Below are 13,536 nucleotides of genomic sequence, written 5' to 3'. Positions count from 1 at the left end.
GTCTATTGACATTTTTGCTATGGCATATACGGTGACTCCCGCCACACCGAGGAGGGCGCCCATGGTCGGCACCGCACGGGTCGGGACACGTCCGGCCGACACCAGGAGGATCACGTTCTACGTGGCCCTCGCGGTGTTCGCCCAGGAGTCGACCTGGAACTTCTACGACAACCGGGTCCCCGAGCTGCTGCGCGACCACGTCGCGAGCGCCGCGGTGATCGGCCTGCTCATGGGCATGGACAACCTGCTCGGGGTCTTCATCCAGCCCTACATGGGCAACCGGTCGGACAACACCCGCACGGCCTGGGGGCGCCGGATCCCCTACCTCGCCGTGATGATGCCGCTGGGCGCCGTCCTGTTCCTGCTCATCCCGCACGCGACGTCGCTCGGCTGGCTGATCCTCGCGATCTTCCTCTACGCGCTGGTGATGAACAGCTTCAAGCCGATCAGCGAGTCGCTCATGCCCGATTTCATCGATCGCGAGCGGCGCAGCCGGGCGAACGCCGTCGTGAAGATCGCGTCCGCACTGACCATCATCGTGGCGTCGCTGGTGAGCCTCCTGCTGGTCGACGACCACCCGAAGCTCGCGTTCGCCGTGCCGTCCGGCCTCATGCTGGCGGCGACCGCCGTGCTCGTCTGGCGCGTCCGGGACAGCCGCTCACCCGCCTACAAGGCGGCGTTGGCCGAAGACGAGGCGGAAACCGGAAGCACGCCCGAGGAGAGGGCCAAGCCGACCACCCCGACCGGTCCACCCGAGCAGTCCAGGCCAGGTGAGCCGATCCGGCTCGGCAAGCCGGACGGGCCGAGCGAGCCGGAGGGGCCGGGTGGGCCTGGCGCGCCGAGCGAGCCGGACGGGCCGAGCGGGCCTGGCGCGCTGGGCGGGTCGGACGTGTCGAGCGGGTCGGGCGGGCCGGAGGGGTCGGGCGGATCGAGCGCGGGTACCGGGGTTCGGATGCGGACGGTCGTCGTCGAGCTGGTGCGGGACCCCGATCGCAGCCGGGTGCTGCTGATCGTCGCCGTGTTCGTGTTCGCCGGGGCCTGGTTCGCGTCGCGCTCCCTGACGACGCCCTACGGCGTGCAGGTCCTCGGCCTGTCGGACGGTGAGGCGGGCGGGCTGACGCTGCCCAGCGGGATCGCCTACATCGCCGCGGCCCTCCCCGCCGCCCGGCTCGCCGAGCGCTTCGGGCGGCTGCGCGTCATGGCCGCCGGGATGGCGGTGTTCGCCGCCGGCATGCTCCTCGGCACCGCCGTCCAGACCCCCGCCGCCACCGTCGTGACGATGTGCCTGGCGGCGGCCGGGGCCGCCGGGTTCATCATCAACGCCGTCGTCGTCCTGTGGAACCTGGCGCCGTCGAGCCGCGTGCTCGGCACCTACACCGGCCTGTACACGGTCGGCTGGGCGGGCGGCGGGATGGCCGGGCCGGCCCTCGTCGGCCTGGCGATCGACGTCACCGGATGGCGGTTCATGCTGCTGCACGTCGCGGTCCTCACCATCGCCGCCGTCCTGCTCGTCCTCCGGATCGACCGGCTCCGCCGCACGGACACCACCGGGGAGACCGCCTGATGAACGCTGCGCCCACCGTCCTCGTCACCACCGACTACCTGGCCCCCGGCGACGAGGTGGACCGGCTCCTGCACGGCGCGGGGCTGCGCACCCGGCACCGTCCGCTGCGCGGCACCCGCGAGCCCGCCGACCTCGTCGCCGCCCTGGACGGTGCCGTGGGCGCGCTGATCGCGAACGAGCCGATGACCGCCGAGGTCTTCGCCCGCGCCCCGTCCCTGCGCGCGGTCGTGCGCACCGGCGTCGGGTACGACTCGGTCGACGTCGGGGCCGCGACCCGCGCGGGCGTCTCGGTGAGCAACCTGCCCGGCGTCAACGCGGTCGCGGTCGCCGAGTACACGATGGGCCTGCTGCTCGCCCAGGCCCGCCGGCTGGTGCCGGTCGCCGCCGGGGTCGCGGCCGGACGCTGGCCGCGCGAGGACGGCCGCGAACTGCGCGGCCGGACGCTCGGCCTCGTCGGGTACGGCGCGGCCGCCCGCGCCGTCGTGCCGCTCGCGCGGGCGTTCGGCATGGCGGTGGTGTGCACGACCGGCGTCCCGGCGGGCGAGCGCCGCGACGCGTCCGTCCGGTTCGCGGACCTCGGCGAACTGCTCGCCGAAGCCGACTTCGTCTCCCTGCACACGGCGCTCACCCCCGCCACCCGGCACCTGATCGACGCGTCCGCGCTCGCCCGGATGAAGCCGTCCGCGCACCTGATCAACACCGCGCGCGGCGGTCTCGTCGACGAGCCCGCGCTGGCCGCCGCCGTCCGCGCGGGACGGATCGCCGGTGCGGCCCTCGACGTCACCGAGACCGAGCCGCTCCCCGCGGACGGCCCGCTGCGCGGCGTCCCGGGCATCACGGTCTACTCCCACCTGGCCGGGCAGACCGCCGAGGCCCGCCGCGCCGCCGGGCTCGACGGCGCCCGCGAACTCGTGGCCGCGCTGCGCGGGCGTCCCCGATCCTCGCTCAACGCGCACCTGCTCCCGTCGGGGCTCCCACCGGAGCTCCCCCCGAACCGAACACGATCCGCGAAGGAGTCCTGATGACGCACAGGCCCGAGGGTGCCGTCCCGAAGGAGACGGTCCGGATCCTGACGCCGAGCGGCATGCTCGGCGCGGGCTTCCCGCCGGAGACGGTCGACCGGGGGCTCGAACTCGGCGCCGACGTGATCGCGGTCGACGGCGGCTCCACCGACAGCGGCCCCTACTACCTGGGGTCGGGCACGCCGAAGACGACGGCCGGGGCCGTGGCCCGAGACCTGCGGATCCTGCTGCGCGCCGCGTCCGCCGCCCGCATCCCGCTGATCGTCGGCTCGTGCGGGACGAGCGGCACCGACTCCGGCGTCGACTGGGTCGCCGGGATCGCCGACGAGATCGTCCGCGCCGAATCCCTCGGCCTCCGGGTCGCCCGCATCTACGCCGAGCAGTCCGCCGCCGCGCTGAAGGAGCGGCTCGGCGAGGGCCGCATCCATCCGCTGCCCCCGATGGGCGACCTGGACGCCGCCACGCTGGACGGCTGCGCGCGCATCGTCGGGATGATGGGCCACGAACCCATCGCGGCGGCGCTCGCGGCCGGGGCCGACGTGGTGCTCGCGGGGCGGGCCACCGACACCGCGGTCGCCGCCGCGTACCCGCTGCTGCACGGCATGCCGCCGGGCCCCACCTGGCACGCGTCCAAGATCGTCGAATGCGGCGGGCAGTGCACCGTGAACCCGCGCGTCGGCGGCGTCCTCGCCACCATCGACCGGGACGGCTTCACCATCGAGCCCCTCGACCCGTCCAACGCCTGCACGCCGCGGACGGTGGCGGCCCACATGCTGTACGAGACCGTCGACCCGTTCCGGATGCGCGAGCCCGCGGGCACGCTGGTGGTGTCCGGCGCGACCTACACCGCGCTGGACGAGCGCCGCGTCCGCGTCGAGGGATCACGCTTCGAACCCGCCGACCAGTACACGATCAAGCTGGAGGGCGCCCGCGTCACCGGCTACGAGACCATGTCGTTCGCCGCGATCCGGGATCCGCACATCCTCGCCCGCATCGAGGAGTGGGTCGCGCTCATGTACGAGATCCTCGCCGGACGCGTGCGCGAGACGCTCGGCCTCGAACCGTCCGGGTACGCCGTGGACGTCCGCCCGTACGGGTACGACGCGGTGCTCGGCGCGATCGACCCGGCCACCGGGCCGCCCCGCGAGGTCGGGGTGATGATGCTGGTCAACGCCCCCGACCAGGCCACCGCCACCGCCATCGCCAAGATCGCGAACCCGCTGATGCTGCACCTGCCGACCCCCGACATGGCCTACCTGCCGAGCCTGGCCTTCGCGACGTCCCCCGCCGAGACCGAGCGGGGCGCCGCGTACGAGTTCGTCCTCCACCATGTCGTGGACGTCGACGAGCCGTCCGGCATGTTCCGCACCGAGATCACCGAGATCACCGAGCCGACCGGGGAGACCGCCCGTGACTGACGACCACCGGCCCACGCTGGGCGACTTGGCCTTGGAGGTCCGCTCCAAGAACGCGGGCCCGTTCTGGGTCACGATGGAGCTGTTTATGCGCGACGCCGCCGGCTACGCGATCGTCGCCGACGAGGACTTCATCAACGCGGACGTGATCGCGCGCCTGTACGGCCTCGACCCGGCGGTGGTGAGGATCTTCCGGATCCCCGACCTCGACGTCGTGAAGATCTCCTTCCCGCGGCCCGTGCCGCAGGCCGGCCCGTACGACCGGGACGTCCACGCGGGGCAGCATCACGTGCCGCTGGCGGCGCTCGTCCCGCCCCCTCGGTGATCATTAGGGCTCAGTTAGCCCGCCCGTCACCCGCGCACCCACGCGGCGCCGTCCGGGGCGGCTTGGCTTGGGCGGTCGGCCGCACCGTGTCGCGAGGAGGCAGAAGTGACGGCTCTGAACAGACGACGGCCGGTCGCCGTGCTCGCGGCCGCCGCCGCGCTCGTCGCGGCGACGGCCGCACCGGCGCACGCCGCGCCGCCGGGGCCGCCGCCCCGGCTCGGGGCGCCGCCCGACCCGGCCTCGCCCGCCGTGCGCGAGGTCGACCGGCTGCTGCTGCCCGGCGGGACGGCCGCCGCCGCGACCGCGGACGGGGCGCTGGAGACCGAGCGGATGCGGCGCCCGGTCGCGCCCGGCACCGTGCTGACCTCGTTCGACCGGCTGGACGCCAAGGGCTGGCTGCGCGCCGACCAGATCGACGTCGACCTGGGCGCGCCCGTCCGGGCGGGCTACCTGTCGCCGGGTTCGGTCTCCGCCACCGCGCCGCTGTCGCGGCAGGCCGCGGAGGCCGGGGCGATCGCGGGGGTGAACGGCGACTTCTTCGACATCAACAACACCGGCGCCGCGAACGGCCCGGCGGTCGACGGCGGGAAGCTGGTCAAGTCGGCGAGCCCCGGCTGGTCCACGCACACCGCCGGGGTCGGCGCCGACGGGCTCGGCCGGATCGCCGACCTGCTGCTGGAGGGCGAGCTGACCCTGCCCGGCGGGCGCACGGCGCCGCTCGACCAGTTCAACGCCTACAACGTCCAGAAGGACGGGATCGGCGCGTTCACCCCGCTGTGGGGCACCGCCACCCGCGGCCGGTCCCTCGCCTACGGCGCGCAGCGCGTCGCCGAGGTCCTGGTCATCGACGGGAAGGTCGCCTCCGTGCGCGACACCCCCGGCGAGGGCACGATCCCCGAGGGCGGGTTCGTCCTGCTCGGCCGGGAGGCGGGCGGCGACCTGCTGCGCACGCTCCGGCCGGGCGACCCGGTCACGATGGCCTACAAGGCGCGCTCGTCCGCCGCCGACCCGAGGTTCGCCGTCGGCGGGAACCGGGTGCTGGTCAAGGACGGTGAGGTCCCCGCGATCGACGACCCGGCCGCGCACCCCCGCACCGCCGTGGGCTTCAGCGAGGACGGCCGCCGCATGATCCTCATGACGGTGGACGGCCGCCAGATCGACAGCCGCGGCGTGACCCTGGCGGAGATGGGCGCGCTGATGCGGGAGGCCGGCGCGCACAACGCCGTCAACCTGGACGGCGGCGGCTCGTCCACGCTGCTGGCCCGCGAGCCCGGACAGGCCCGCGGCCAGGTGGAGAACCAGCCGTCGGACGGCGCGGAGCGCCCCACGCCCAACGGCATCGGGCTGTTCGCGCAGGGCAGCGGGAAACTCGAGGGGTTCTGGGTGGAGCCCGCCGCCGACCCGGCCGACGCGCCCGGCGTGGGCCCGACCCGCGGCGGCCGTCCAGACCGGGTGTTCCCCGGCCTGACCCGCGAGCTGGTCGCGCGCGGCCACGACGAGTCGCAGGGCCCCGCCGAGGGCGACCCCCGCTGGTTCGCCGCCGGGCCGCAGGGCACCGTGACCCGCGACGGCGTGTTCCGCGCCCGCAGGCCCGGCGCCGTCACCGTGCACGCCGCCGACGGACGGGCCCGCGGCAAGGTCACGCTGACCGTGCTGGGCGAGCTGGCCCGCGTCGGCGCGACGACCGAGCGCGTGACGATCTCCGGGCCGGACGGCACCGGCTCGTTCGGCGTCGTCGGGTTCGACGGGCAGGGCTTCACCGCGCCGATCGAACCGTCCGACACGAAGCTGACCTACGACACGTCCCTGCTGGACATCGAGCCCGGCGCGGGCGGCGCGTTCACCGCGACGCCCCGCAAGGCGTCCGGCTCCACGCTGGTGACGATCGAGGTCAAGGGCCACAGGACGACCGTCCCGATCAGCGTCGGGCTCGACGCGAGGACGATCGCGACGTTCGACGACGGCGCGCGGTGGAAGTTCGGGACGGCGCGCGGCTCCGGCGCGGTCGAGCCGGTGTCCGGCGGCCGCACCGGCGCCGGGCTGCGCCTCTCCTACGACTTCACCAAGTCGACCGCCACCCGCACCGCCTACGCCTACCCGCCGGAACCCATCGAGATCGAGGGGCAGCCGCAGGCGCTCGGCGGCTGGGTGTACGGGCACGGCAAGGGGGAGTGGACGGCGTTCACCATCACCGACGCCAACGACCAGACGTACTCGCTGTACGGCCCGTACATCACCTGGGAAGGGTGGCGCTACCTCGAGATGGAGGTGCCCGCCTCGGTCGCGTACCCGATCAGGGTCAACCGGTTCTACACGATCGAGACGTCCGCGAGCCGGCAGTACACCGGTGAGGTCCTCATCGACGACTTCGTGGCGAAGGTGCCGCCGTCCGTCGAGACGCCCCCCGCGCGGGAGGAGCCCGCCGACCCGATGGTGATCCAGGACGGCACCGCGGACGGCACCCGGTGGCGGTTCGCGGTGATGTCGGACGCCCAGTTCGTCGCGGCCGACCCCGACAGCGCGTACGTCCGGCGGGCCCGCCGCACGCTGCGCGAGGCGCTCGCCGCCAAGCCGGACTTCCTGGTCATCAACGGCGACTTCGTCGACACCGGCACCGAGGCCGACTTCGCGCTCGCCAAGCGGATCCTCGACGAGGAACTGGGCGGGAAGCTGCCGTACTACTACGTGCCCGGCAACCACGAGATCTACGGGCCCGGCACCATCGACAACTTCACGAAGGTGTTCGGGAAGCCGTCCCGGACGTTCGACCACAAGGGCACCCGGTTCGTGCTGCTCGACTCGTCCACCGGCACCTACCGGACCGGCTCGTTCGACCAGATCCGGATGCTGCGCTCCGCCCTGGACGGCGCCCGCCGCGACCCCTCGGTCCGCTCGGTCGCGGTGTTCGGCCACCACCCGTCCCGCGACCCGCTCCCGGCCGAGAACAGCCGGCTGTCGGACCGCAAGGAGGCGGCGATGCTGGAGGAGTGGCTGGCGGAGTTCCGCGCGGAGACCGGCAAGGGCGCCGCCATGGTGAACGCCCACGTCGGGGTCTTCCACGCGTCCCGCGTGGACGGCGTGCCGTCGTTCATCAACGGCAACTCCGGCAAGGCCGCGTCGGCCGCGCCCGCCGACGGCGGTTTCGCGGGCTGGACGATGTTCGGCGTCGACCCGCCGTCCTGGCCGGACATCGCACGGACCCGCCGCAACCCGTACGCCGCCGGGGAGGAGTGGCTCCGGGCCGAGGTCCGTCCGCATGTGGACGAGCTGGCGCTCGCCGCGCCGCCGTCCGTCCGGGACGGCTCGGCGGGCGAGGTCACGGTCACGCTGCGGCAGCACGGCCGCGACATGCCGCTCGCGTACCCGATGACCGCGGACTGGACCGGCTCGCGCGGCCTGCACATCGGCGACGCGAAGCGCGCCCGCCCCTGGCACGTCGCGACGTTCGACCCGTCCACCGGGGAGCTGAGGGGGCTGCGCCCCGGCACGGTCGAGCTCGCGGTCGAGGTCAACGGCGTCACCCGCGAGGCCACCGTCACCGTCGCCGCCGCCAGGCCCGGCGACCGCGCGGCCTGACCGGACGGCTTCCGTCCGGAAGGCGGGGCGGGGCGATCGACCCCCGATCGCCCCGCCCGGTCCCGCGCGTCACTCGTAGCACGTCCAGAGATGGCCGTCCTTGCGTGCTTCCAGGTCCCGCTTCTGGAACCGCCAGCTGCAGGCCAGGCTCCGGTCTATCTCGATCTGGCAGGTCCACGTCTTGTCGTTCACCGGTGCGGCCTCCACGGCGACGCTCTTCTTGAGGATGTGGCGGCAGTAGCCGGCCATGTCGTCGATTCCTTCGAGCGGCCGCCCCTCGGGGTCGACGCAGATGGCGCCGTACGCGTCGGGCCCGAGCCGCACCGTGTGTCCGGGGGCGTCGTACTGCCAGTCGCAGACGGCGGGCAGGTCGATGTCCCTGCGGCAGTAATCGGCGCTGGCCGTCGTGTATCCGTAGGACGTGCAGTAGCCCGCCAGGTCGAGTCCGCCGAGCCTGGAATCCTTGACGAGTTTGCCGAGATCGGCCAGTTGCGCCACCGCGACGGCGACGGCAACGAAGAAGACCGCGGCCACGGTGACCCGCAGCGGCCGTCCGCGCAGGATCACCAGGCGTTCCCCGAACGGGCGCCGCGCCAGCGCGCGGCCGACCCCCTCGAGGAAACCGGCGAGCGCGGCCGCCACCGCGACCATGGTGAACAGGGTCGTGGCCAGGAGCAGCGAAGCCCAGCCGCGGGCGTCCTGCGGGGGCAGCGCCCGGGGAACGAGGGCTTCGGCCACCACGCTGCACATTCCGACGACGACGACCGACAGGGCGAAGACCAGGGCGGAGTACCGCCTGATCCGAGCCCGCTGCTCCGGATCGTCCGGGCGATCGTCCTGCTCGCTCATCTCGCACCGTCCCGCGAAGGCCGGAACGATCGGGTCGCGCGGGCGTCACCCGCGGGAAGGCCGCAGCCGTAGCGAGGCGCGATCTGCCCGGCATGTGTTGGAAGTCACAGCATGCATATCATGACCTTGACCATGACAGGCGCTGTCAATGAATGCCGGGCGGTTGCTGAAAAAACGGATCGGTGATAATGCGCCGCGGACGGTTTCAGCCTCGTGTGTCGGGCCAGCGGTGGAGGCGGTACGGAAGCCACCAGAGGAAAGGCCCGATCTCTACGACGAGCCGATGCTTGCGGAAACCGTTGGCGATCGCGGGGGAGACCGATTCGTGCGGTGCTCCCTGGTCGAGGGCTCCGACGGCGTCCAGGTGCGTGCGCCGCCCGAGGGTCAGCCGGGTCGCACCGGTCGTCCGCGCGTCGCGGACGTGGATGAACCCCGGGCCCTTCCGGTAGAGCAGGCTCCCGAACCGGTACGCGTCGCGCCAGCGGCGGGCGGCGTCGCCGTCCCGCTGGAGGACGGCCGAGGGCGGGTAGAGGTGCTGGAGCAGCGCGACCGGGAAGTCGTCGTCGCACTCCAGGCTCCACTGGACCGGCATGCCGATCCCGGTGAGCTCCCGGACGAGCGAGAGCTGCCGCACGGCGAGACCGGGATCGGCGCCCGTCCGGACGTCGACGGGGTCGGCCAGGTCGACCTTGCGGGCGCCCTGCTCGCTGAACCGGACGGCGCAGGCGGCCGCGGAGCCGTCCCCGGCATCGGCCTCGCCGAGGAGCATGCCCGGGATCTCCCGGGCGGCTTCGGTGTACTCCCGCCAGAGCGTGACCTTGATGTTCGGCATGCGGCTCCTCCTCAGTGCTGCGCGACCAGCCGGGGCGCCTCCGGACCGGTGCTCGCGGCCCGCCGGTGGACGTCCGTTCCGGTGCGCAGCAGCTCGCGGTTCGCCGCCACGGCCGCGACATGGATGAAATGGCCGTTGTCGGTGAAGACGATGCCGCGCTCGCGCCAGTCCGCCAGGATCTCCGCGACGGCCGCTTCGGAGACGTCTCCGGCGGCTCCGGACGACAGCTTCCGGGACAGCATCGGGACACCGCGCGGGTCGTCGAGCAGGCGGAACAGCGCACGCTCCACCGGGTCGTCCAGGACGAGCGTCGACCAGCGGAAATGCGGGCGCGTGTTGATGAGGACGATGCTGTCACCGAGATCGTGGTAGGTGAGCCGGCTCTCGGCCGCCGCCTCCTGCCACGCGGTGGTGGCGGCGCCCAGCCGCTCGGCGAGATCCTCGCCGATCCCCGCCGGGCGCGCGTCGAAGGAGTAGCTGAGGTCGAAGCACTCGCTCTCGGGCAGATCGTAGATCAGCCGGTGCGGGCGGGCGGGCCGCAGGTCCGGGAACCCCAGTTCCGGCCGGTCGAAGTAGGGGCTGAACCGCTCGATGACGATCCGGGCGATGGATTCCGGCGGCCGCAGGTGATGGAGCGCCGGGAACTGCTCGATGATGGCCGTGTAGTCGTCCGGCGTCTCACCGGGAAAGCCGTAGAGGTAGTTCCAGAGCACCTTGATGCCCAGCGACTCGGCGTCCCTGATGATGCGAACGTTCTGGCAGCCCGTCACGCCCTTGTCCATCAGCTTCAGGACGCGGCTGTTGAGGTTCTCGATGCCGGGCTGGATCACGACGACGCCCGCGTCGGCGAGGACCTGCAGCTGCTGGCGCCGCAGGTTCGCCTTCACCTCGCAGTGCAGGCGGAGGTCGTGGTCGGCCTCGGTGAGCCGGGGCAGGAGCGAGGTGATGTAGGACATGTCCAGGATGTTGTCGACCATGTACACGTCGAGGGTCCGGTGGCGTTCGACGAGTTCCATCACCTCGTCGTAGAACCGCCCGGGGCTCTTGCTGCGGAACTCCATGTAGGACCCGTTGAGGCCGCAGAAGGTGCAGTGGTGCTTGTCGCCCCACCAGCATCCCCGTGACCCCTCCATGACGAGGACGGGCTCGACCCAGGAGCGCGCCACCGACGTCGACCAGCGCTCGAAGAAGTCGTCGTAGTCGGGCACGACCAGGACGCCGGGCGGGAGGGGCTTCTTCTCCATCGGATTGACCACGGAGGTGCCGTCCGCGCGGCGCCAGCACAGTCCCGGGATGTCCGCGAACTCGCCCTTGCCGTGCCACGCCTCGACCAGCGCCGGGAAGTTCAGCTCTCCCTCCCCCCGGACGACGTGGTCGACGTAGGGGAAGTTGCGGTGGATGGCGGCGCCCTGGGGCCCGTCGCAGTTGGCGCCGCCGAAGACCGTCACGATCTCGGGGGCGAGGCGCTTGATGTGCCGGGCCGCGGCCAGCGAGGCGGCGTTCTGCTGGAACGTGGAGGTGAACCCGACGACGTCGGGCTCCATCGCGACGATCCGTTCCGCGAAGTCCCGGACGAACTCGTCGCTCAGCGCGCGCAGCCTGAGCATCAGGTCGACCCGTTCCCCCGGGAACTGCTCCCGCGCGAACTCCTCGAACTCCCCGGCGTGCCGCTCCGCGTCGTGCAGGGCGGGCGCGAAGACCCAGTCCCCGCAGCTCTCGAAGTGGGAGTCGACGGCGAAGAACCTGTAGTCGTCCAGGGACAGCGGAGAGCGCTCGGCGAGCCAGTCGATGTAGTCGAGGTTCCCGCAGACGGTGCGGACGTCGACTCCCGTGAGCTTGGTCCGCGCGAGCCGGGTGAGGATTCCGAGCGCGATGGGAGGCATGTCGATCGCCGCCCACGGCATCGAGACCAGAAGGATGCGCATGATCACCTTTACCGTTCGGACGCGCCGGGCGAAGCCATCTGATTTGTCACTTTCAGTCGCCGCTGCGGGCGATCCTCCGCAGTCCGGATGAAAATGTCAAGGGAGCTTGAATGTAAGTGCGTGCAGCCGCATTTTCCGGCCGTGGTGCATCGCGGTGAGCGATGGCCCGAACACTGAAGTACTTCCAGGTCAGATGGCATGTGCTAGCCCGAACGATGGTGGTCTCTAGTTCTCATTGCGTACGCATTGTCGGCACAAGTGAGTACATCTCGATAGCCATTGTCGGCCTAGGGTCTGATCGGCCGAGGGCCGGATAGGGCAAGGGGCGGATAGGCGAGCTGCCACATAGGGGGACGGCCGTGACGATCTCGGGCGGGCACGCGCTGGTCAGATCCCTGGCCGCGCACGGCGTCGACCGCGTTTTCGGTATTCCGGGCACGCACAACCTGGAGATCTACTCCTGGCTGGGAACCTACGGGATCACCCAGACCGCCCCCCGGCACGAGCAGGGGGCGGGGTACGCCGCGGACGCGTACGCCCGCGTCACCGGACGTCCCGGCGTCGTCGTCACCACGGCGGGTCCGGGCGTGCTCAACGCCGCGACCGCCGCCGCGCAGGCGTACTCCGACAGTGTGCCGATGCTGCTGGTCTCGCCGGGCATGCCGGCGCGGCGGCCGGCGACCGCCGCCGGCCGGCTGCACGAGACCAAGGACCAGTCGGGGGCGCTCGGCGCCATCGTGGAGTGGAGCCACCGGGCCACGACGGTCGCCGAGGTGGAGACGGCCGCGGCGCGCGCCTTCGGCTTCCTCTCGGGGCGGGACCGGCCGCGGCCGGTCCACCTCGAGATACCGATCGACGTGCTGGCCGAGTGCGCCGAACTCGGCCCCGTCCCGCCCCGCCACCGGCCGGTGCCCGCCGCCCCGGCTCCGCCGGGCCGGATCGAGGCCGCCGCGCGGGCGCTGCGCTCCGGGACGGTGACGATCGTCGCCGGCGGCGGGGCGCGGGGGGCCGCCGCCGAAGTCGCCGAACTCGCCGGCCTGCTGGGCGCGCCGGTCGTCACGACGGCGAACGGCAAGGGCGTCCTGTCCGAGCGGCATCCGCTGTCCCTGGGGGTGGGGCTACACCTGCCGGCGGTCCGTGACCGGCTCGCCGCCTGCGACCACGTGGTGGCGGTCGGCACCGAACTGGCGGAGCCCGACTTCTGGTGCACCCCGCCCGAGCTGCCGGACGTCGTCCGCATCGACCTCGACCCCGGCCACGGCGGGCGGCACCTCCTGGTCGGCGACGCCGCCCTGACGCTGCGGGCGCTGAACGAGCGCCTGCGGCCGCCGGGCCGCCGAGCTCCCGACCCCGGCCTCCCGCTCCTGCGGCGCGCCCGTGACGCGCAGGCAGGCGAGCAGGGGCGGCGGTGGCTGGACGCGCTGGCGGCCGTCCGCGCCGCACTCGCGCCCGACGCGATCATCACCAGCGACTCGGCGATGGCCTGCTACTACGGGGCCTTGCCCAACCTGCCGATCGAACCCGGCGGCAGGTACCTGCACCCCAGCGGTTACGGGACGCTCGGGTACGCGCTGCCCGCCGCCGTCGGGGCCAAGGTCGCGGCGCCGGGACGGCAGGTCGTGGCGCTGTCCGGGGACGGCGGGCTGCAGTTCGCGATCGCCGAACTGGCCACCGCCGCCGACCTGGGGCTGCCGCTGCCGGTCGTGGTCTTCGACAACGGCGGCTACGGGGAGATCCGCGCCGAGATGCTGGCGCGCGGCGACGTCCCGCTCGGCGTGGACCAGCGCACGCCCGACCTGCCCGCGATCGCCGCGGCCTACGGCTGCGCGGGAACCGTCGCGCCTGGGCCGGACGCGCTCGGCGCGGCCCTGCGCCGCGCGCTGCACCGGCCGCGGCCGACGGTCATCGTCGTGCCGGAGGAGAAGGCGTGACGGCCCGTTCCGCCGGTGCGGGGGGAGGTGAATGCGCCCGCGCCGAATGGGCTCTCGATGGTACTTTTCCGGTCGTCGGCAATGGCCAGTGCGATGT

Annotated in this window: 9 protein-coding genes; 6 read left to right on the top strand and 3 right to left on the bottom strand. The window is 73.0% G+C overall.

Features of this window, described 5'->3' with window-relative positions; genetic code table 11:
* Positions 1-61 precede the first annotated feature (61 nt).
* The 5 genes from F7P10_RS16380 (at position 62) to F7P10_RS16360 (ending at position 7,902) form a co-directional block, all read left to right on the top strand.
* Entirely contained in the window at positions 62-1,564 is a 1,503-nt protein-coding gene (locus F7P10_RS16380; protein WP_218040542.1) for an MFS transporter, read from the top strand.
* Entirely contained in the window at positions 1,564-2,586 is a 1,023-nt protein-coding gene (locus F7P10_RS16375; protein WP_151010133.1) for a phosphoglycerate dehydrogenase, read from the top strand. The genes F7P10_RS16380 and F7P10_RS16375 overlap by 1 nt, the downstream gene beginning before the upstream one ends.
* A complete protein-coding gene (locus F7P10_RS16370; protein WP_151010132.1) occupies positions 2,586-4,004 on the top strand; it encodes an acyclic terpene utilization AtuA family protein in 1,419 nt (472 codons plus the stop codon). Before F7P10_RS16375 ends, F7P10_RS16370 begins: the two co-directional genes overlap by 1 nt.
* Entirely contained in the window at positions 3,997-4,326 is a 330-nt protein-coding gene (locus tag F7P10_RS16365) for a DUF4387 domain-containing protein (RefSeq protein WP_218040541.1), read from the top strand. Before F7P10_RS16370 ends, F7P10_RS16365 begins: the two co-directional genes overlap by 8 nt.
* A 105-nt stretch (positions 4,327-4,431) precedes the next feature.
* A complete protein-coding gene (locus F7P10_RS16360) occupies positions 4,432-7,902 on the top strand; it encodes a phosphodiester glycosidase family protein (protein WP_254716634.1) in 3,471 nt (1,156 codons plus the stop codon).
* Between the two features lie 69 nt (positions 7,903-7,971).
* Here F7P10_RS16360 and F7P10_RS16355 read toward each other — a convergent pair whose 3' ends face one another.
* The 3 genes from F7P10_RS16355 to F7P10_RS16345 all read right to left on the bottom strand — a co-directional run bounded on the left by F7P10_RS16355 (position 7,972) and on the right by F7P10_RS16345 (position 11,508).
* Positions 7,972-8,751 (bottom strand): hypothetical protein, encoded by a 780-nt coding sequence (locus F7P10_RS16355; protein WP_151010130.1) that lies wholly within the window; start codon positions 8,749-8,751, stop codon positions 7,972-7,974.
* Between the two features lie 205 nt (positions 8,752-8,956).
* Positions 8,957-9,583: a DUF5825 family protein gene (locus F7P10_RS16350; protein ID WP_151010129.1), complete on the bottom strand. Its 627-nt coding sequence runs from the start codon at positions 9,581-9,583 to the stop codon at positions 8,957-8,959.
* Positions 9,584-9,594: 11 nt separating this feature from the next.
* On the bottom strand, positions 9,595-11,508 hold the full coding sequence (locus F7P10_RS16345) for a RiPP maturation radical SAM C-methyltransferase (RefSeq protein ID WP_151010128.1): 1,914 nt from the start codon (positions 11,506-11,508) through the stop codon (positions 9,595-9,597).
* A 359-nt stretch (positions 11,509-11,867) separates the two neighbouring features.
* Here F7P10_RS16345 and F7P10_RS16340 point away from each other — a divergent pair, with 359 nt between their 5' ends.
* Positions 11,868-13,439 carry a thiamine pyrophosphate-binding protein gene (locus tag F7P10_RS16340; RefSeq protein WP_218040540.1) on the top strand — a complete coding sequence of 524 codons (1,572 nt, stop codon included), beginning with the start codon at positions 11,868-11,870 and terminating at the stop codon, positions 13,437-13,439.
* Positions 13,440-13,536 lie beyond the last annotated feature (97 nt).

Origin of the sequence: Actinomadura sp. WMMB 499, assembly GCF_008824145.1 — a bacterium.
GTDB lineage: Bacteria > Actinomycetota > Actinomycetes > Streptosporangiales > Streptosporangiaceae > Spirillospora.
The sequence above is the reverse complement of the archived record's forward strand: the minus strand, read 5'-3'. Positions and strand labels throughout refer to the sequence as shown.

What these genes read in the sequence shown, in the direction of transcription:
- F7P10_RS16375 (WP_151010133.1), top strand. Translation starts at nt 1,564, where the DNA reads ATGAACGCTGCGCCCACCGTCCTCGTCACCACCGACTACCTGGCCCCC.
- F7P10_RS16345 (WP_151010128.1), bottom strand. Translation starts at nt 11,508, where the DNA reads ATGCGCATCCTTCTGGTCTCGATGCCGTGGGCGGCGATCGACATGCCT.
- F7P10_RS16370 (WP_151010132.1), top strand. Translation starts at nt 2,586, where the DNA reads ATGACGCACAGGCCCGAGGGTGCCGTCCCGAAGGAGACGGTCCGGATC.
- F7P10_RS16380 (WP_218040542.1), top strand. Translation starts at nt 62, where the DNA reads ATGGTCGGCACCGCACGGGTCGGGACACGTCCGGCCGACACCAGGAGG.
- F7P10_RS16355 (WP_151010130.1), bottom strand. Translation starts at nt 8,751, where the DNA reads ATGAGCGAGCAGGACGATCGCCCGGACGATCCGGAGCAGCGGGCTCGG.
- F7P10_RS16350 (WP_151010129.1), bottom strand. Translation starts at nt 9,583, where the DNA reads ATGCCGAACATCAAGGTCACGCTCTGGCGGGAGTACACCGAAGCCGCC.